This is a genomic window from Methylobacterium marchantiae (assembly GCF_042679825.1).
Lineage (GTDB): Bacteria > Pseudomonadota > Alphaproteobacteria > Rhizobiales > Beijerinckiaceae > Methylobacterium > Methylobacterium marchantiae.
This window is the reverse complement of the sequence record NZ_JBHTND010000007.1, coordinates 131,770-150,518: the sequence shown is the minus strand read 5'-3', so window position 1 is coordinate 150,518 and position 18,749 is coordinate 131,770. Positions and strand designations below refer to the sequence as shown.

18 protein-coding genes are annotated in these 18,749 nt (G+C 68.8%); 9 read left to right on the top strand and 9 right to left on the bottom strand.

The genetic code is table 11. The annotated features are described in order from the left end of the window. Positions 1-4: 4 nt before the first annotated feature. From ACFQ4G_RS07535 to ACFQ4G_RS07525, 3 genes are read right to left on the bottom strand one after another with little or no spacing between them, the layout of a single operon-like run. Positions 5-784 (bottom strand): ABC transporter ATP-binding protein, encoded by a 780-nt coding sequence (locus ACFQ4G_RS07535; protein WP_238204992.1) that lies wholly within the window; start codon positions 782-784, stop codon positions 5-7. After that, on the bottom strand, positions 777-1,622 hold the full coding sequence (locus ACFQ4G_RS07530) for an ABC transporter permease (protein ID WP_238204983.1): 846 nt from the start codon (positions 1,620-1,622) through the stop codon (positions 777-779). Before ACFQ4G_RS07530 ends, ACFQ4G_RS07535 begins: the two co-directional genes overlap by 8 nt. Further along, complete coding sequence (locus tag ACFQ4G_RS07525; protein WP_238204982.1) at positions 1,619-2,566, bottom strand: ABC transporter substrate-binding protein; 948 nt, start codon at positions 2,564-2,566, stop codon at positions 1,619-1,621. The genes ACFQ4G_RS07530 and ACFQ4G_RS07525 overlap by 4 nt, the downstream gene beginning before the upstream one ends. 126 nt (positions 2,567-2,692) lie before the next feature. Between ACFQ4G_RS07525 and ACFQ4G_RS07520 the strand changes: the two genes are divergently transcribed. The 3 genes from ACFQ4G_RS07520 to ACFQ4G_RS07510 all read left to right on the top strand — a co-directional run bounded on the left by ACFQ4G_RS07520 (position 2,693) and on the right by ACFQ4G_RS07510 (position 5,428). Continuing rightward, positions 2,693-3,595: a LysR family transcriptional regulator gene (locus ACFQ4G_RS07520; protein WP_238204980.1), complete on the top strand. Its 903-nt coding sequence runs from the start codon at positions 2,693-2,695 to the stop codon at positions 3,593-3,595. Positions 3,596-3,836: 241 nt separating this feature from the next. Next, positions 3,837-4,583: a PIG-L deacetylase family protein gene (locus ACFQ4G_RS07515; RefSeq protein ID WP_238204978.1), complete on the top strand. Its 747-nt coding sequence runs from the start codon at positions 3,837-3,839 to the stop codon at positions 4,581-4,583. Beyond that, on the top strand, positions 4,580-5,428 hold the full coding sequence (locus ACFQ4G_RS07510) for a glycosyltransferase family 2 protein (RefSeq protein WP_238204976.1): 849 nt from the start codon (positions 4,580-4,582) through the stop codon (positions 5,426-5,428). Before ACFQ4G_RS07515 ends, ACFQ4G_RS07510 begins: the two co-directional genes overlap by 4 nt. Positions 5,429-5,622: 194 nt before the next feature. Here ACFQ4G_RS07510 and ACFQ4G_RS07505 read toward each other — a convergent pair whose 3' ends face one another. The 4 genes from ACFQ4G_RS07505 to ACFQ4G_RS07490 all read right to left on the bottom strand — a co-directional run bounded on the left by ACFQ4G_RS07505 (position 5,623) and on the right by ACFQ4G_RS07490 (position 9,509). Further along, complete coding sequence (locus tag ACFQ4G_RS07505) at positions 5,623-6,699, bottom strand: glycosyltransferase (RefSeq protein WP_238204974.1); 1,077 nt, start codon at positions 6,697-6,699, stop codon at positions 5,623-5,625. After that, positions 6,696-7,811, bottom strand: a complete 1,116-nt coding sequence (locus ACFQ4G_RS07500; protein ID WP_238204972.1) for a glycosyltransferase — start codon at positions 7,809-7,811, stop codon at positions 6,696-6,698. The genes ACFQ4G_RS07505 and ACFQ4G_RS07500 overlap by 4 nt, the downstream gene beginning before the upstream one ends. Further along, positions 7,804-8,913: a glycosyltransferase family 4 protein gene (locus ACFQ4G_RS07495; protein WP_238204970.1), complete on the bottom strand. Its 1,110-nt coding sequence runs from the start codon at positions 8,911-8,913 to the stop codon at positions 7,804-7,806. The genes ACFQ4G_RS07500 and ACFQ4G_RS07495 overlap by 8 nt, the downstream gene beginning before the upstream one ends. 209 nt (positions 8,914-9,122) lie before the next feature. Beyond that, complete coding sequence (locus tag ACFQ4G_RS07490) at positions 9,123-9,509, bottom strand: tautomerase family protein (protein ID WP_238204969.1); 387 nt, start codon at positions 9,507-9,509, stop codon at positions 9,123-9,125. A 117-nt stretch (positions 9,510-9,626) separates the two neighbouring features. Between ACFQ4G_RS07490 and ACFQ4G_RS07485 the strand changes: the two genes are divergently transcribed. From ACFQ4G_RS07485 to ACFQ4G_RS07465, 5 genes are all read left to right on the top strand, one after another. Beyond that, on the top strand, positions 9,627-10,553 hold the full coding sequence (locus tag ACFQ4G_RS07485; protein WP_379039999.1) for a LysR substrate-binding domain-containing protein: 927 nt from the start codon (positions 9,627-9,629) through the stop codon (positions 10,551-10,553). A gap of 197 nt (positions 10,554-10,750) precedes the next feature. Further along, a complete protein-coding gene (locus tag ACFQ4G_RS07480) occupies positions 10,751-11,056 on the top strand; it encodes a hypothetical protein (RefSeq protein WP_238204968.1) in 306 nt (101 codons plus the stop codon). A 315-nt stretch (positions 11,057-11,371) separates the two neighbouring features. Next, entirely contained in the window at positions 11,372-12,874 is a 1,503-nt protein-coding gene (locus ACFQ4G_RS07475; RefSeq protein ID WP_238204967.1) for an HWE histidine kinase domain-containing protein, read from the top strand. Between the two features lie 59 nt (positions 12,875-12,933). Beyond that, the gene (locus ACFQ4G_RS07470; protein ID WP_238204960.1) at positions 12,934-13,539 is read left to right on the top strand and encodes a sulfite oxidase-like oxidoreductase; all 606 of its coding nucleotides are present in this window, start codon (positions 12,934-12,936) and stop codon (positions 13,537-13,539) included. Beyond that, the gene (locus ACFQ4G_RS07465; RefSeq protein WP_379039996.1) at positions 13,514-14,257 is read left to right on the top strand and encodes an FAD-binding oxidoreductase; all 744 of its coding nucleotides are present in this window, start codon (positions 13,514-13,516) and stop codon (positions 14,255-14,257) included. The genes ACFQ4G_RS07470 and ACFQ4G_RS07465 overlap by 26 nt, the downstream gene beginning before the upstream one ends. Positions 14,258-14,348: 91 nt before the next feature. Here the strand turns inward: ACFQ4G_RS07465 and ACFQ4G_RS07460 are convergent, their stop codons facing one another. Both ACFQ4G_RS07460 and ACFQ4G_RS07455 read right to left on the bottom strand, forming a co-directional pair. Continuing rightward, positions 14,349-15,434: an NAD(P)/FAD-dependent oxidoreductase gene (locus tag ACFQ4G_RS07460; protein WP_238204958.1), complete on the bottom strand. Its 1,086-nt coding sequence runs from the start codon at positions 15,432-15,434 to the stop codon at positions 14,349-14,351. A gap of 60 nt (positions 15,435-15,494) precedes the next feature. Beyond that, positions 15,495-16,631 (bottom strand): calcium:proton antiporter, encoded by a 1,137-nt coding sequence (locus ACFQ4G_RS07455; protein ID WP_379039994.1) that lies wholly within the window; start codon positions 16,629-16,631, stop codon positions 15,495-15,497. Positions 16,632-16,924: 293 nt separating this feature from the next. Between ACFQ4G_RS07455 and ACFQ4G_RS07450 the strand changes: the two genes are divergently transcribed. After that, positions 16,925-18,640, top strand: coding sequence for a DEAD/DEAH box helicase (locus tag ACFQ4G_RS07450; RefSeq protein ID WP_238204954.1), 1,716 nt, complete (start codon positions 16,925-16,927; stop codon positions 18,638-18,640). Positions 18,641-18,749 lie beyond the last annotated feature (109 nt).

Sequence of the window (18,749 nt, the reverse complement as noted above, 5' to 3'; positions counted from 1 at the left end):
GCCGTCATGCCGCCACGGGGGCGTGATGGCTGTGGAGCTGGGCGGAGAGCATGCGCCGCACGTCGTTGAAGGCCGGGCTCGACACGTCCCTGCGCCGGGCGAGGTCGATGCCGTGGATCGCGTCGATCCGGCCGGGGCTCGGCGACATGACCACGACCCGGTCGGCGAGGAAGATCGCTTCCTCGATGGCGTGGGTCACGAACAGCACCGTCAAGCCGGTCCGGCTCCACAGGTCGAGCAGCTCGTCCTGCAGACGCTCGCGGGTCATCGCGTCCAGCGCCCCGAACGGCTCGTCCATGAGGACCACTTCGGCATCGTTCGCCAGCACCCGCGCGATGGCGACCCGTTGCTTCATGCCGCCGGAGAGCTGGTGCGGATAGGCATCGGCGAAACGCTGGAGCCCGACGAGGGCGATGTAGCGCTCCACCGTATCGCGGATCTCGGCCGTCGGCCGTCCGCGCGACTTCGGGCCGAAGCCGATATTGTCGCGCACGGTGAGCCAGGGGAACAGCCCGTAATCCTGGAACACCATGCCCCGGCTCGGGCCGGGGCCGTCGATGGGCTTGCCCCACATCAGCGCCTCGCCGCCCGTGGCGGATTCGAACCCGGCGACGATGCGCAGCAAGGTGGACTTGCCGCAGCCCGAGGCGCCGAGCAGGCAGATGAACTCGCCCTTGGCCACGGTGAGGTTGGCGCCGCTGAGGGCCTGGACGCTGCGGCCCTGGACGGCGAAGGATTTCGACACGCCGCGAATGTCGAGGATCGGCACGGTGGCATCAGCCATGGGACGGACTCCAGGCGAGAAGGCGCTGGCCGATGAGCATCACGGCACGGTCGCAGAGGAAGCCGGCGACGCCGATGACGATCATCCCGCAGATCACGATCTCCGTGCGCGAGAGCTGGCGCGCCTCCATGATGATCGCGCCGAGGCCGGTGGGGACGCCGGTCATCTCGCCGACCACGATCACCACCCAGGCGAAGCCGAGCCCCAGGCGCAGGCCCGTGAAGATCGACGGCAGGGCCGCGGGCAGCACCACGCGGGCGAACTGCGCCGAGCCGCGACAGCCGAGCATCGCAGCGGCCTCGAACAGGCGCGGCTCCACCGAGCGGACCCCGAAGATGGTGTTGACGAGGATCGGGTAGAACGCGCCGAGGAAGACCAGAAAGTAGGCCGAGCGCGGGCCGAGTCCGAACAGGATCATCGCCAGCGGCAGCCAGGCGGTGACCGGCACCGGGCGGAGGATCTGCAGGGTCGGGTCGAGAACCTGACGCGCCAGCGGCACCCGCCCGATGAGCAGTCCGAGCGGCACGGCCGCCAGGGCCGCGAGACCGAAGCCGCCGAAGACGCGGCTGAGCGAGGCGACGAGATGCGTCAGCAGCGTCCCGCTGAACGCGTCGCCGTCCGGCCCGCCCATGGCGAGGTCGACCATCGCCGTCCAGACCTCGGAGGGCGGCGGGATCAGGCTGTAGGGCTTGCCGACCGTGAGCAGGTGCCAGGCGATACCCATCGCGAGGGGCAGCGCCAGCGCGAGCAGGGGCTGGCGCAGTCTGGCGAGGCTCGGCAGCGCGCGGCGCGGCGCGTCCTCCGGCACCGCCGGGGCGGAAACGGCCCGGGCGCTCACGAATCCCTCATCGCGTCGACGAAGCGGGTATCGATGAAGGTCGAGAAGTCGGGCAGGCGCTTGATCTGCTTGGCCGCCAGCATGTGCTCGGAATAGGCTTTCGCCTGCTTCACCTCCGTCTCGCCGAGCTTCCACTTGAACTCGACGTTGGGCACGGACAATTCGATCGCTTCGCGCTTCTGGCCGAGCTTCTGCACCGCCATCGCTACGGTGGCATCGCGGTTGCGCTGCGCGAAATCCGACCCCTTGCGATGAATCTCCAGCATGGTCTTCACCACGTCCGGCCGCTCGGCCAGCGTGTCGCGATGGGCGCCGAACACCATGTTCAGGGAGCCCATCTCGGTCCCGTAGGGATATTCCACGAGGGTGCCGATGCCGGTGGAGAGGCTGACGCCTGGGGCGGGTTCGGCGCCGACATAGGCGTCGACATCGCCGCGCGCGAGGGCGATGTGCATCTCGCTGAAGGAGATGCGCACCGGCGTGATGTCTTTCACGCTCAGTCCCTCCATGCGCATGCGCTCCAGGGCGAAGACCTCCTGGGTCGAGCCTGGCCAGATCGCCACGCGCTTGCCCTTGAGGTCGGCGACCTTCTCGATGCCCGACCCGGTCTTGGCGACGATGGCCATGCCCCGGTTGCAGGTGGAAGCAATGACGACGATGGGCTCGCCCGCAGCGGCCCCCAAAGTGCCGGCGGCGATGCCGAAGGTCCCGAAATCCACCGACTTCGTCACCACCGCGTTCTTGCACTCGGTCGGGCTCTCGAACGGGATCACCTCGACGGTGACGCCGGGCGGCGCGAACTGCGCGTAGAAATACGGCGCGATCGAATGGATCAGCTTCAGCGATCCCATCCGGATCACCGTGGGCGTCTCGGCCCGCAGGGCCGAGGGTCCGACGAGGGCGCCGGCGCCGAGGCCGGCGAGAAAGGTGCGACGACGAATCATCTGTGCCGGCTCCGTTTTGCTGCGAACGGGCCGAGGTTACGGCGGCGGGCCGTTGCAAACGAGTGCTGCTTGGCGACTATGGCGTTGCGATTTTCGCAACACTCCTCACGCGTGGACCCGTCGCGCATGAAGCATCTGCGGACTCTCACCTATGTCTCCGAGGTGGCCCGGCGCGGCTCGATCCGCCGGGCGGCGGAGGCCCTGAACATCACGCCCTCGGCGCTCACCCGCCAGATCCAGGATCTCGAATACGAGCTCGGCACGCCGATCTTCGAGCGACTGGCGCAGGGCATGCGCCTCAACGCGGCCGGAGAGTTGCTGGTGCGCCATATCCGCGATCAGGTCTCCGACATGGAGCGGGTCCGCTCGCAGATCGCCGACCTGTCCGGCGTCCGGCGCGGCCATGTCGCGCTCGCCTGCAGCCAGGCCTTCGTCAACCAGGTGGTGCCCGACGAGGTGAGGGCCTACCGCGCGCGCTTCCCTCAGGTCTCGTTCACGGTCCAGGTGCGCGACCACGCCCAGGCCGTGGCGGCGCTCGCATCCTTCGAGGCCGATCTCGCCCTCGTCCTGCAGCCGCCGCCCTCGGCCGACCTCCACGCCCTGTTCACTTGCCGGCAGGTGCTCTGCATCGTGATGCGGGAATCCCATCCGCTGGCGCAGGAGCAGGGGCCGGTGCGGCTGCGGGAATGCCTCACCCATCCCCTCGCTCTGCCCGACCGGTCGCTGGCGATCCGCCATCATCTCGACGACGCACTGGCACGCCGGGGGACACCCATCCGCCCCGCCGTCGAATCGAGCTCGCTCGAGTTCCTGCGCAACCTCGCCCTGCGCGAGGATGTGGTGAGCCTGCAGGTGCCGAGCGGCATCCCCAACGACCGACGCCTCGTCAGTCGCCCCATCGACGAGCGCGATCTTCCTCCGATGACCCTGATCCTCGGCCAGCTGCGCGGCCGGATGCTGCCCGTCGCCACCGCGAAATTCGCCGACGGGCTCGCCGCCAGCCTGAACGAGCGCTACGGCGCGGCATGATCCGTTCAGGCGGCATTCCGGTTCGGTCTGTAAACTCTGCGCTCTCCACCAAGGACCTCCCAGTCATTCCCCTCATCCTGAGGTGCCGTATCGAAGCGAAGGCCTCGAAGGAGGCATCCAGTTCGCACCGAGATTTCTGGATGCCTCCTTCGAGGCCGCTGCGCGGCACCTCAGGATGAGGGGGACCGGTCGGGAGGAATGGGGCTATGTCGACCGCGTTTTTACCAGGATCTTCTCGTCCATGCATGCCGATGCCTTTCTCGCCGCCGCCGAAACCCTGCCCGTGGCGGATCTCGACGCCCTGACGGAGGGGCGTGGCCTCGTCGTCGTCGCCCCGCATCCGGATGACGAGAGCCTCGGATGCGGTGGCCTCATCGCCGAGGCCTGTGCCCGCGGCCGCGCCGTGCGGCTCGTCATCGTCAGCGACGGTTGCGGCTCGCATACGCATTCGGCGTTGTATCCGCCGCTCCGGCTTCGGGCGCTGCGCGAGGAGGAAACGCTGGAGGCGGTGGCGGCGCTCGGCCTCGCGCCCGCCGACGTCACCTTCCTGCGCCTGCCCGACGCGGGCGTGCCGAGCGCCGGCCCGGTCGCGCAGGCGGCCGCGGAGGCCGTGCTGGCAGCGGTCAGGGAGAGTGATGCCGGCGCGGTCTGCGTGACCTGGGCGCACGATCCCCATTGCGACCATCAGGCCGCCGCCGCCATTGTCCGGCTCGCCCAGCCGCAACTCGGAGCGACGAAGGCCTTCGCCTATCCGGTCTGGGGCTGGACCCTGCCCCAGGGAACCGAAGTCGGGCCGCCGCCTGTCGGATACCGGGTCGATGTCGGCGCCCATGTGGCCGCGAAGGCCAGGGCCGTCGCGGCCCATCGCTCGCAGACCACCGACCTCATTTCCGACGACCCGACCGGCTTTCGCCTCGCTCCGGAGATGATCGCGCGCTTCCTCGGCCCCTACGAGATCTTCGTTGCGATGCCGGCGGACGCGGCATGAGCGCGACGATCATCACCCTGAACAAGGGCCGCGACGCGCATCTCGCACGGCTCCTCGAAGGTCTCGGCCGTGGAACGCCGCCGGCCGAGTGCATCGTCGTCGAGATGGGAGCCGAGCCGGCTCCCCTGGCCGATCACGGTTTTCCCATCCGCCGCATCGTCCTCGCCAGCGAAGGCCTGCCGCTGGCCCGCGCCCGCAATGCCGGTCGCCGGGCCGCCTTCGGCGATCACCTGATCTTCCTCGACGTGGATTGCATCCCCTCGGCGGATCTCGTGAGCCGCCTCGATGCGGATTTGGCGCAGGCCGACGGCCTGGTCTGCTGCGAGGTGAGCTACCTCCCCGCCAGGGCCGTCGACGACGGCTGGACCGAGGCCGGGTTACGCGCGGTGGGTCACACCCATCCGGTTCGGAGCTTCCCGAAATCGGGCCTGGCCCGCACCGACAATCCCGGCCTGTTCTGGTCCCTCGCCTTCGGCGTCCGGGCCGCGACCTTCGACCGGATCGGCGGGTTCGACGAGGCGTTCGACGGCTATGGCGCCGAGGACACCGACCTCGCCTTCCGGGCCGATGCCGCCGGCATCCCGATCCTGTTCAGCGCCGGAGGCCACGCCTACCACCAGTATCACGGCGCCTTCGACCCGCCGCTCCAGCACTTTTCGGACATCGTCCGCAACGCGAGCCGCTTCCATGCCCGCCACGGACTCTGGCCGATGGACGGCTGGCTCGATGCCTTCGCGCGCCTCGGCCTGCTCCCGCCTAGTTGGCGCGAGGACCCGACGATCCTGCGCATGCCGACGGTGGACGAGATGGAAGCGGCTCGGGTGCCGCTGGAACGGCCTTTCTAGGTGTTTGCGCGCAGAACCGGTGGAGACTTCGCTCCTGGACGTCGAAACCAGGGGTATCCCAGCCAACCCACCTCATCCTGAGGTGCCCTTCGCCGCGGCACCTTAGGACGAGGTAAAGCCTTGGGAATAGAACACGAATCGTCTCTCAGAATGAGGAGACGATTTGGAAACACCGAATCGGCAGGCCCGACGCACTAAACCCGTGGCGCGCGGCGCCGCTCGATTCCCTGAATGACGTCCTCGATGATCGCGGCCGTGCGTCCGATGGCGTCGGCCTGGACCAACCCGCCGATCACGGCCGGATCGAGGGCGAGCCCCGCGCGGACGAGGGCCGGCCATTCCGATGCGTCCGGCCATGTGGGGCGGACGATCGCCGCGCCGAGTGCCGCCAGGGCTTCGGCCTTCGCCACCTGCTCGTCGAAGGCGCGGGGTTCCGGCAGGCAGACGAACCGCTTCGCCCGCGTCGCCACCGCCGCGACGACGCCGTCGCCGCCACCGCCGACGATGAGGGCGGCGCGGTCGAGGAACGGGCCGGTATCGGCGACCCAGCCATGGAGATGCAGGTTCGACGGGATCTCGGTGGTCGGTGCCTCCACCGGGCCGAGCACATGCCAGTGCCTCTCGGGCACGGCGCGGGCCGCGGCCGCGAGGTCGGAGGCCGAGCCCCCCGCGCCGCCTCGCCCGTAGATGACCGCGATGGAGCCGTCGTCGGCCGTGCCGGACACCGGGGCATCCGCCAGGAAACCGGCATAGAGCGTCTTCGCCCTCACCCAGTCGGGCGTCCCCGCCGTTTCGATCGCGGGCGGGTTGAAAGCGAGCAGACGTTCCGCCGAGCGGAAAGCTTCGAGATGCGGCGTATCGGTGCGGTTGCCGGCCAGGCGCACCACGAGGGTCGGCACGGACATCAGCCTCGCGAGGAGCGTCACCTCCACCGACACGTCGACGATCAGCAGGGCCGGATCGTTCTCGGCCATCCACGCGGCGAGCAGGCCCATCCGCGCGCGGATGCGGTCGATCCCCACGGGGACGTAATGAAAGCAATCCGGACGGATGGCTTCGCCGTCCCGACCGTCGAAGCCCGAGAGCCGGTCGTCGGGCAGGTCTAGGATCGCCCCGTTGGCGCCCGAGGTATCGATGTCCGACAGCGTGCCGATGAGGGTCACCGGCCGGTCCAGCCTCGCGGCGATGAGGTTCGCGCGCTGCCAGTGACCGGCGCCCTGGTGATGGACGTAATAGCCGACAGGGCGCCGGCTCGACGCGGCGGCGTTCACGCGACGCGCGCCGTGCGCCTGTCGATCAATTGGGCCAGCAGGGCATCGAGCCCCGCGATGGCCTCGTCGAGGGGCACATGCGCCGGTTCGGGCCCGATCTCGCCCACCCTCTCCCCGAGGCGCTCGGCGAAGGCGATGGCGTTGGGACAGGTCGCCGGGTCGATGGCGGCGATGTCCTCCGCCGGGACGCCGAGCGAGCGCAGACCGGCTTCCGGGCCGCCCGGAGCGGTCCAGGCGAGGCGGAACGCGCGCTGGCGCTCGATGACCGCCAGCCAGTGACGGGCGGGAGGCAGGAGATAGGCCTCGGTGCCGGCGACGACGCGGGCACGCCGGGCCATCTCGGTGGCCATCCCGCCGGTGACCCGGCCGGTGCCGCGATCGGAGACCGAGATCGAGACATGGGGGCAATGGCGCACGCGGCCGCCGGCGAGGCGAACCTTGGCGACGAGGGCGTTGTCCTCTCCGCAGGCGAGGGCGGGCAAGCCGCCGACATGGCGGTAGAGCGCGGCACGGAGGGCAAGGCTCGCCGCCACGTGGTCGCCGTGGCGGGGCGCCGGATCGTGGGCCGGCGGGTCGATGGCGTCTTCCAGCGCCCGCACCGCGACCCAGTAGCTCTCGATCCTGCGATGCAGCGCATGGATCTCGGGGCTCCGGCTCTCGCTCTCCTCCGTCTCGATGACGAGACGGCCGCCGACGAGTTCCGCGTTCTCCAGGGCGGCGAGGTTGGCCTGCGCCCAGCCGGGCGCCGCGATGGCGTCGGCGTCGGTGCTGAGGAGTACGCCGTCGCGGATGCCTTCCGCATCGAGCCAGTCGGCGCCGACATCGAGCGCCATGCGGCGGGCCGTGCCCACATGGGCGACCTCGCGGGGCACCGTCGCCTCGATCACGCGAAGATCGAGATGGCGGGTCTCGCCGTTGCGCTCCATCTCGCGGATCAGCGAGACCATCTCGTCGGTGCAGTTGTTGGCGAGGATGACGAGGCGCAGCAGGGCGCCATCGCCGGACCCGATCTGGCGGTCGAGGGAGCGGACGAGGCGGGGAAGGACCTCCGCCTCGTTGCGGGCGGGGACGCAGACGACGGCCCGGCCGAGGGAGTGAGCGGTCTTACGCATTGTCGAGCAGCGTGGCGCGGGCGCCGGCCGGAACCGGGAGCAGGGTGACGGGAGTCGACCAGCGCCGGATCTCGTCGCGATAGAGAGCCTCGTAACGGTCGGTCATGGTGTCGACGTCGAACAGGTGTTCCGCCCGGCGGCGGCAATCGTGCCGGTCGAGGCGGATCGCGCGGGACAAGGCCCGCCCGAGATCCACCGGGTCGTCAGCCTGGGCGAGAACGCCCGAAGTCTCGTCGAGAATGTCGGGAATGGCGCCGCGGGCGAAGGCGGCCACCGGCGTGCCGCAGGCCAGGAACTCGGCGAGGACGAGGCCGAACGGCTCCTCCCAGCGCGGCGTGCACAGGGCCACATGCGCCTCGCCGACGCGGCGGGCGAGATCGGCATGGCCGAGATGACCGAGATAGGTGATGTCGGAACCGAGGCGCGGGGCGATCTCGGCGTCCCAATAGGCGCGGTTGCTCTGCGGTCCGGCGAATTTCAGAGGGATGCCGGCGACGCGCGCCGCATCGATGGCGAGATGCGGGCCCTTCTCGGGTACGAGGCGTCCCATCCAGATCGCATGGGGCTCGCCCTTGGGAGCGGCCGAGTAGGCGAAGGCATCGAGATCGATGCCGTTGCCGATCACCAGCGGCTCGTCGATGAACGGCAGCCACTCGCGCGCCAGGGATTCCGACACGGCAGCGAAGGTCATGTCGTTCGCCCGTGCCTTCACGCCGCGGACGAACGGCTCGAAGGGCGGCGTATGCAACGCCGTCACCATCGGTGCACCGAGGTCGCGCGCCCGCAGTAGCGGCAGGTAATGCAGGCTGTTGTTGTGGATGATGTCGAAATCGCCGCGGGCCACGTCCGCCACCATCGCCTCGTAGGCGACGAGTTCGGCGCGGTCGATCCGCAGGGCGGACGCATCGTCGATGGCGCTGCCGGTCGGGGCGCACACCGCCTTGAGGCATCCGCGCGGGTCGGACCCTTCGGACGCGTAGAGCGTCACTTTATGGCCGCGGGCACGCAACGTGCTCGCGAGCAGATGCGTGTGCATCTCGAGCCCCCCGGAGAAGGGCTGGGCGATGGGATATTTCAGGTGAGCGAGGAGGGCGATCTTCACGGGGCTGCAGACATCACTTCTCGAGTGTCCTACGCCGCGAAAGACGCGGCCGACAGACACTCGGGTGTCTCTACGGTCTCGTTCGACGCGACAGTGAGGCCGGCAAGGGCCTCTCCTCCCCTCATCTAGAGTAGGACAGGTGAACGTCGCCCGAACGATCCGGCGGATATCGCCTTCGTTCGATTCCGTACGGTTCGCGTCGATCGGCTTCAGCGCGCGAGCCGGCGATGCTCCTGCGTCCGCCCGCCATAGCCCCAGGCATCGGCCGCGATCTCGTGGACCACGACGTAGCTCGCCAGCGGCAGCTCGTCGCCGAGCACACGACGCAGCAGGGCGTCGGCCCGTGCGATGAAGTCTGCCTTCTCTCGTCGACTGTTGGTGCCGGCGGTCACCGCCGCCTCGATATGCGCCGCGCAGCTCACCGGCCGGGCGCCCACCTGCCAGGCGGCGGCCGGCACCTCCTCGATCAGGACGGCGGTGAGTTCGACCTTCTTGCCGAGCACCTCCGCCATCAGCGCCGTCACCTCACGGTGCAGGACGCCGACCTGATCCGCTTCCAATGGCCGACCTGCGATCTTCACGTTCACGAACGGCATGGCCGTCTCTCCTGCTCTCGCCATCGCAGACCGATCCGCGATTGACCAAGGCAGGCTAACGACGCAGTTTGGTTTGGAAAATCTCGTAATTCAAAAGCGATCGTTTTGAGAAACTGAATGATGATTCCGGTGAATCTCGATATGGACGTGTTGCGCTCCTTCGTCGTCGGGATCGATCTCGGCAGCTTCGCCAAGGCCGCCGCGCGGCTCGGCCGCTCGCCCTCCGCCATCAGTCTGCAGCTGCGCAAGCTGGAGGATCAGGTCGGGCATGTCCTGGTGCAGAAGCGGGGACGTGGGCTCGTCCTCACCGAGGCGGGCGAGATCCTGTTCGGCTATGCGCGCAGGCTGCTCGACCTGAACGATGCGGCCCTGAGCGCCCTCGGCTCTCCCGCACTCTCCGGATGGGTCCGCGTCGGCCTGCCCCAGGATTTCGCCGAGACCTGGCTTCCGGATACGCTCGGACGCTTCGCGCGCCTGCATCCGGGCGTCAGGGTGGACGTGCATGTGGACCGGAACGCGATTCTGCGCGCGCGTCTCGACGCCGGTGAACTCGACCTCGCGCTTCTCTGGGACGAAGACGGCCGCGAGCAGGACGGCGTCGGCATCGCAACCCTGCCGATGGCCTGGATCGGCCCGCGCGACGGCTTCCCGCGAAGCACGGACGGTCCCCTCCCCCTCGTCCTGTTCGGGTCGCCGTGCATCTTCCGCCACGCGGCCCTCACCGCTCTCGATGCGGCGGGAATTCCCTGGCAGGTCTCATTCAGCAGTCCGGGCCTGACCGGCCTATGGGCGGCCGTCTCGGCAGGCCTCGGCCTGACCCTCCGCACCGCTCACGGCCTGCCGCATACGCTCATGGCTCTCGATCCGGACGAGGCGGGACTGCCGCCACTGCCGTCGCTGTCGCTTCGCCTGTTCAGGGCCGCGACGCAGACCATCCCGGCGGTCGACCGTCTCGCCTCTCTTCTCACCGAGGTCGTGGCCGACAAACTCGCTCCTCTGATTCTGCCGACCGATGCTTTGCTCGGAAGCAAGCTTGAGCGTTAAGAGAGCATATTTCAGTGTTTTTGTGCGTCGCAAAATGATGTGACCAAGCAACATCGCGATGCATCTCGCCTCCGACAAGCTCGGCTCGATCGTTCTTTGGAGATTTGTCCTTTTCCAACCGGGACAATTCAGAAATATCCGGGAACGAATGAAGCCGAGCGGGTGTTGTGGAGGCAGAAACACTTCTGGAGAAACACATGCGACAGATTTCCAAGCTCGTCGGCGCCGGCGCCATCGTGATGCTCAGCTCTGCAATGGCCATTGCCGCCCCGTGCGCGACGGGGTCGACGGCCGGCGCGGATGGGAAGATGGGCGCAAACGACAAGAGCTCGAAGGTCGAGCCGGGCTCCACCGGCAATGTCAGCCCCGGTGCAAAGGCCGAGTCGCCCGGCACCGTCGGCGCCATGAACAATGTCGGTGCCAACAAGGCGACGTCGCCGGACGACGTGGCCAAGCAGCAGGACGGCAAGGCCACCGCCGCGGATGCCGCCAAGGGCTGCTGAGCCTTCCATCCGGAGAAATATTGGACGCCCGCCCTGTTCGACCGTGGCGGGCGTTCCGCGTTCAGGGCTCTCTTGCTTTGCCCAAAACCCGGACGGTCCCGAGATCTGCCGCCCCTCTATGTATGGAAAGATACAGTAGAGGCGCAGTATGCCAGTGATCATTTCGTATCCATTCGGACGGATACATCGCCGTAACGGCTTGCCCAGGTTCGCTCTCAGAGTAAGACGAAGTGATTCCGAACCGGCCCTGACGGATCGATCACATTGGACGTCGAGGCGAGGCATGCGACTTTCGATGCTCCCGAGCGACGCTCGGTGATCCGGACATCCGAACAGGAACGGATCGCGTCGGAAATCGCACGGACGGTGGACGGGCCCGATCCGTTCGCCGCAGCCCTGCGGGCGACGCGGATGCCGATGGTGATTGCCGACCCGAATCTGCCCGACATGCCGATCGTCTTCGTGAACGCCGCGTTCGAGCGTGCCACGGGTTTCTCGCGAGACGAGGTCATCGGCCGGAACTGCCGGTTCCTCCAAGGTCCGAGGACCGATCCCGCCGATGTCGCCCGTATCCGCGAGGCGCTCGACAAGGGCGTTCCGATCGAACTCGAACTGCTGAACCACCGCAAGAACGGCGAGGTCTTCTGGAACCGGCTCCTCATCGCGCCGGTCTTCGATGCGGACGGCAAGGTCGCGTATTTCTTCGCGTCCCAGTTCGACGTCACCCTGGAGAAGGATCGGCTCGTCCGCCTGCAGAACGACCGCGATGCGCTGGAGACCGAGGTCGAGCGCCGTGATCTCGAATTGCGGCGCAGCGAGACCAACCTTCGCTTCGCCCTCGCCGCCGGGCGGCTCGGCTCGTGGACGCTCGACCTCGTCGAGGGGCACCTCGAGACGTCGGATCATTGCCGCATGAATTTCGGCCGCGATCCCGACGTGGCGTTCCGCTACGACGAGTTGCTGAGCATGGTCCATCCGGGCGACCGCGAGCGCATGCAGGCACAGGTACGACGCTCCATCGAACAGAACGTCGATTACGACATCGACTACCGGGTCCTCACACCGTCCGGAGACCTCCGCTGGGTCCATGTCCGAGGCCAGACCTTCTACCGCGCCGACGGGACGCCCCTCAGCATGGCCGGCGTCTCCCTCGACATCACCGAGCGCAAGCATGACGAGGAGCATCGCAGCCTGCTCGCCGGCGAGTTGACCCATCGGGTCAAGAACACCCTCACCCTCGTCCAGTCGATCGTGAGGCAGACCCTGCGCACGGCGCCTTCCCTCGAAGAAGCGGGCGAGGCCCTCGAAGCGCGGCTGGTCTCCCTCGCTGCCGCCAACGACGTCCTGACCGAGGAAGCCTGGGACGGCGCGTCCATCGCCGATATCGCGGAACGGGCCCTGGCGCCGTTCCAGAGCAAGGGGGGCGCGCGTATCGAACTGGAGGGCGGCGAGATCCGGCTGCCGCCGCGCGGGGCGCTGGCACTGGTCATGGCCCTGCACGAACTCGCCACCAACGCGGTGAAGTACGGGGCCCTCTCGAACGATACCGGGCGGGTCCATGTCGCGTGGAGCCTCCTCGACGGCGCCGCGCCGCATCACTTCCGCATCGTCTGGGACGAGACGGGCGGGCCGGCCGTCACGGTGCCGACGCGAAAGGGGTTCGGCTCCCGCCTCATCGAGCGTGCGCTCTCGCAAGAGATCGACGGCACGGCGGAGATCTCGTACCGGCCGGACGGAATCCTGTTCGTGGCCGAGGGCCTCCTGCCGGGGCGGCTGCAGGACGAGGGCGATGGTCCGGCCGGTGCCGGGACCGCTTGACCCGGTCGGGCCGAGGCTCGAAGGAAGGTGGAAGGCTCGGCGCGCGGACGGAGACGGCAATGGCGACACGCGGCTTCACGGGACGACGGCCACCGGAGGCGACGCGGGAGCGGCTTCCGCCCGGCCAGTATCTCGAACAGGACTTTCCCGTACTGCAGATCGGACCGAACCCACGCATCGATCTGGACAGCTGGAGCTTCACCCTGCGCGAGGGCTCACGCCCGCTGAAGAGCTGGAATTGGGAGGAATTCTCCGCCCTCCCCCGCACCGCGTGGCGCGGCGACATCCACTGCGTGACGAAATGGTCGAAGTTCGACACCGGCTGGGAGGGCGTCAGCATCGACGACATCCTGGCTGCCGCAGGCATTTCGGCGCCGACCGAGTTCCTGCTCGCGGAGGGCTATGACGACTACACCACCAACGTGCCGGTGGCCGATCTCGCCGGTCCCAAGGCGATGGTGGCGACCCATTACGAGGGCAAGCCGATCGAGCCCGACCATGGCGGCCCGGCCCGGCTCCTCGTGCCGCATCTGTATTTCTGGAAGAGCGCGAAATGGGTGAAGGGCCTGCGCTTCACCAAGAAGGACGAGGGCGGGTTCTGGGAACTGCGCGGCTATCACATGTACGGCGATCCCTGGCGTGAGCAGCGATTCACCGGTGATTGATCCCGGGGCGCGTCCCCTCCCCTGGCGATCGGCCACGATCGTCGCGATCGCCGCCGTCACGGCACGAGTGAAGAACTTCCGGCTCCGGGTCGCCTTCGACCGGCCCATGCTCGCCGGCCAGCATGTGGATGTGCGGCTCACGGCGCCGGACGGCTATCAGGCCCAGCGCAGCTACTCCATCGCCTCCGCTCCCAACGAGGAGGGATGGATAGACCTGATGATCGAAGGCCTGCCCGACGGCGAGGTCTCCGGATTCTTCGATACGGTGGCGGAGGTCGGCGACACGATCGAATTGCGGGGGCCCATCGGCGGCTCGTTCGTCTGGCGCCCGGAGGATGGCGGGCCGCTGCTCCTCGTCGGCGGCGGATCGGGCGTCGTCCCCCTGCTGTCGATGCTGAGGCACCGCGCGGTGCGGGCGCCGGATGTTCCCGCCCTGCTGCTCTACTCCGCCCGCGATGCCGGCGAGGTCCTGGCCCGTGACGAACTCCTGCAGCGGGCGCGGGACGAGGCAGGCTTCGATCTCATGCTCAACCTCACGCGCGAGACCGGCGGCAGGAGGATCGACGCGGCCCTGATCGCGGAGGCCCTCGAGCGGATCGGCCGACCGCGCCACGCCTATCTGTGCGGCTCCAACGGCTTCGTCGGTCATGCCGCCGACCTCCTCGTGGATGCCGGCCTCGCCCCGGCGACGATCAGGACCGAGCGGTTCGGCGGGTAAACCCTCCATGAGACTCGTCTTCTTCGGATCGCCGCCTGCTTGACGCCAACGAGCGGAAACGGCGCCGAGGAAGAATATCGGCCGAGGGCGGTCACGCTTCCAGCCGGTCCGCCACCTCTTCCGCCAGCGACAGGCCGGAGGTGAGCCCCGGGCTTTCGATCCCGAACAGGTGCACCAGACGGACCAAGCCATGCTCGGCCGGACCGTCGATCCGGAAATCCGCGGCCGGTTCGCCCGGTCCGGTGAGCTTCGGGCGGATACCGGCATAGTCCGGTGTCAGCGCATCGTCGGGAAGGCCCGGCCAGTAGCGGCGGATCGCTTGCGCGAAGACCTGTGCCCGCGCCGGATCGACGCCGTAATCCGGCTCGTCGACCCATTCCACGTCGGGTCCGAAGCGCATGCGTCCGGCGAGATCGAGGGTGAGATGGATGCCGAGGCCGCCCTCTACCGGTGCCGGGTAGATCAACCGCGAGAAGGCCGGCCGGCCGAGACAGCCGAAATAGCTGCCCTTGGCCAGGACCTGACGTGGAATCCGCTCCGCCGGATAGGCCTCGACCCGTCTCGCCACCGCCTGCGCGCCGAGGCCGGCGGCGTTGACGATGGCGTCGAAGGCGAGCGCCTCGCCGGAAACGTCGACCCGCCAGCCCTCGCCATCGCGCCGGATCGCGCCCACTTCGCTGTGGAAGGCGATGGCTCCGCCGGCATCCTCGACGTCGCCCTGAAGCGCCAGCATCAGGGCATGGCTGTCGACGATGCCGGTCTGCGGGGAATGAAGCGCCGCGACGCAGGACAGGTTCGGCTCGAGGGCGCGGGCCTCCCTCCCCTCTAGAAGGGCGAGGTCTTCGACGCCGTTGGCCCGGCCGCGCTCGGCGATGGCCTCCAGCGCAGCCCGCTCGTCCTCGGAGGTCGCGACGATGAGTTTTCCCGGCCGCCCGTGCGGCACGCCGTGGCTCTCGCAGAACGCGTAGAGCATCCGTCGCCCCTGCTTGCAGTGGCGGGCCCGAAGCGAGCCGGCGGGGTAGTACATCCCGCCATGGATCACCTCGGAGCTGCGCGACGACACGCCGGTGCCGATCGCTCCCTCCGCCTCGGCCACTACGACGAAATGTCCGCGCCGGGCCAGCGCCCGCGCCACCGCGAGCCCGACGATTCCCGCTCCTATGACGAGCACGTCCATCGGTGATGAGCCTCAGCAGGTTTCGCGAAAGTGGTCACCGGTTTTGCGTCAGTAACCTGCTCAGGGGCTGAAGATCAGGACGAGGTAGACGAAGAACACGATGAGGTGGACGGCCCCTTCGAGCACGGTGGTCCGCAGGCCGGAGAAGGTGAGCGTGCTCAGGATCAGGGTGACGATGAGCAGCGTCATCTCCGTCGGTGCGAGGCCGAGCACCACGGTCTGCCCGGAGATCAGCCCGACGGCGAGGACCGCCGGGACGGTGAGCCCGATCGTCGAGGTCGCGGCGCCGAGGCAGAGGTTGATGGCACGCTGCAGCTCGTTGCGCGCGATCGCCTTCAGGGCGCTGATGCCCTCGGGCGTGAACACGATGGCGGCGATGAGGACGCCGCCGAGGGCGGTGGGCGCGCCGAGCGCCTCGATACCGTAGTCGAGGATCGCCGCGAGGCTCTTCGACAGGAGGACGATGGGCAGGATGTTGGCGACGAGCAGGACGATGTGCTTCAGCACCGTGAGGCCCTTCACGCTGCCCTTGTCCTGCGTGCCGGTATCGGCCGGAACATCGGCGTTCGACCGCACCATCTGCCCGCCGTCATGGATGAAGAAGCTGCTGTGGCGGCCGGTCTGGATCATCAGGAAGACGCCGTAGAGCGCCACGGTGAACACCGAGAACGCCACGGCCTGCAGGGTGGAGAGCGTGCCGCCGGTGGTGGAGGTGGTGAAGTTCGGAATGATGAGGGCGATGGTGGCGAGCGGGATGATCACCGACAGGAAGGCCGAGGTGCCCTGCAGGTTGTAGGATTGCTGGTGGTGGCGCAGGCCGCCGATCAGCAGGCCGAGGCCGACGATGCCGTTCAGCACGATCATCAGGACCGCGAACATCGTGTCGCGGCCAAGGGTCGGGACCGATTTCGGCGAGAGCATCACCGCCGAGACGAGGGCGACCTCGATGAGGACGATCGAAAGGGTCAGGATCAGCGTGCCCAGGGGCTCGCCGAGCATGTGCGCGAGCTCCTCGGCCTCATGGACCACGCCGAAGGCCGCCCACATGATCACCGAGAACAACCAGGCGAATAGGAAGGCGGCCCAGAGCGGCGAATCGAGGCTCGCCAGCCAACCGGACCCGAAGACGGCGAAGGCGGCGACACTGCCCCAGGCCACCGCGAGCCTCAGGCCCGAACCACTCATCACTGCGCCCATTCCCACCCGCCTCGCGATCGTCCCCGTGACGGCGACCCTTGTGGCATCAGGGGCTTGCGGAGGACAGCCCACGGGATGGACCTTTGTCGGATACACTCAGGTGACGCTCGTACCCGCAGTCGACGCTTGGAAGCATTGCACCATGGGGCGTGGCGCAAGCGCGGCTTTGCGGCTAGAAGCAACCTCTCCGTAACCGAACGAGGCCGGACCCAAGACCGGATGAAGCGACGTCGCCGCTAAGGGCGAGTCGAATCCGCAGGGTTTGCCTTGTCTGCCTGCAAGGCTCCTGCTCCGTGCCCTTTCCTACCCTGCCGGCCCCGCTCGTCCGAGCGCTGGAGGCCCGCAACTACGAAGACCCGACCCCCGTTCAGAGCGCCGTGATCGAGGCGGCGGCCCAGGGGCGAGACCTCCTCGTCTCCGCCCAGACCGGCTCGGGCAAGACCGTCGCCTACGGCCTCGCCTTCGCCGAGACGCTTCTCGGCGATGCCGAGCGGCTGGAGCCGGCCGGCCCGCCCCTGGCTCTCGTCATCGCCCCGACCCGCGAACTCGCGCTCCAGGTCCAGCGCGAGCTCGAATGGCTCTATGCCGAGACCGGCGCCCGCGTGATCGCCTGCGTCGGCGGCATGGATCCGCGCCGCGAGAGCCGGGCCCTGGCCGAGGGCGCCCATATCGTCGTCGGCACGCCGGGCCGCCTGCGCGACCATCTGGAGCGGCGCAACCTCGCCACCCAGAACCTGCGCGTCGCCGTCCTCGACGAGGCCGACGAGATGCTCGATCTCGGCTTCCGCGACGACCTCGAATTCATCCTCTCGGTGACCCCGAAGGAGCGGCGCACGCTTCTATTCTCGGCGACCCTGCCGAAGGCCATCGCCAGCTTGGCCGAGCGCTACCAGAACGACGCCCTGCGCATCGCGGTGAAGGGCCAGGAGCGCGGCCACACCGACATCACCTACCGCGCCGTGCGCGTGGTGCCGCGCGAGATCGAGCACGTGGTGGTCAACACCCTGCGCTACACCGATGCGCCCACCGCCATCGTCTTCTGCAACACCCGCAACGCCGTGCGCCATCTCCAGGCGGTGCTGACCGAGCGCGGCTTCTCGGCGGTCGCGCTCTCCGGCGAACTCGGCCAGGGCGAGCGCAACGCCGCGCTCCAGGCCCTGCGCGACGGCCGCGCCAAGGTCTGCGTCGCCACCGACGTCGCCGCCCGCGGCATCGACCTGCCGACGGTGAGCCTCGTCATCCATGCCGACCTGCCGCACGATGCCGAGGTGCTGCAGCACCGTTCCGGCCGCACCGGGCGCGCCGGTCGCAAGGGCACCAGCGTCCTGCTGATCCCGGCCTCCAAGCGCCGCCGCGCCGAGCAGATGTTCGCCATCGCCAAGATCAACGCCGAATGGGCCGGACCGCCCACGGCGGACGAGATCCGCCGTCTCGACGGCGAACGCATGTGGCAGGACCCGCTCTTCACCGAGACGCCGGCCGAGGAAGACCTCGCCATGGGCGAGGCGCTGCTGGCCCAGCGTACGCCGCAGGAACTCGCTGCCGCGCTCGCCAAGATCTACCGCGCCCGCCTGCCGGAGCCCGAGGACGTCACCGATCCGGGCGCCGGGCCGGAGCGCAAGGAGCGCCGCGTCTACGATCCGGCCGAAACGGCCCGGATCGACGCGGAAGGTCCCTCGGTCTGGTTCCGGCTCAATCTCGGCCGCCGCGACAATGCCGATCCGCGCCGCCTCCTGCCGATGCTGACCCGCCGCGGCAATATCGGCCGCCAGGAGATCGGTGCCATCCGCATCTTCGACCGGGAGACCAAGTTCGAGATCCGGGGCGGCGCCGCATCGCGCTTCGCCGCGACCTTCGCCAAGAACGGCTCACCCGAGATCCAGGTCGAGGCGCTTCTCGGCGGCGAGCCCGAGCGTGAGGCCGAGGGACCGAAGGGCTTCAAGAGCCCGCGTGCCGGACGCCACGAACGCGAAGCCGGCAAGAAGCCGCCGCAGCGCCGTCCGCGCTGAGAGAGACCGCGTCCCTCTCCCCCTTGTGGGGAGGAGAGCCGCGCATCCGGCAAAATGATTGCCTCAATAGCCGCGCGCCGGGGAGATGGGTTGCCGGCGAGACCGCTCC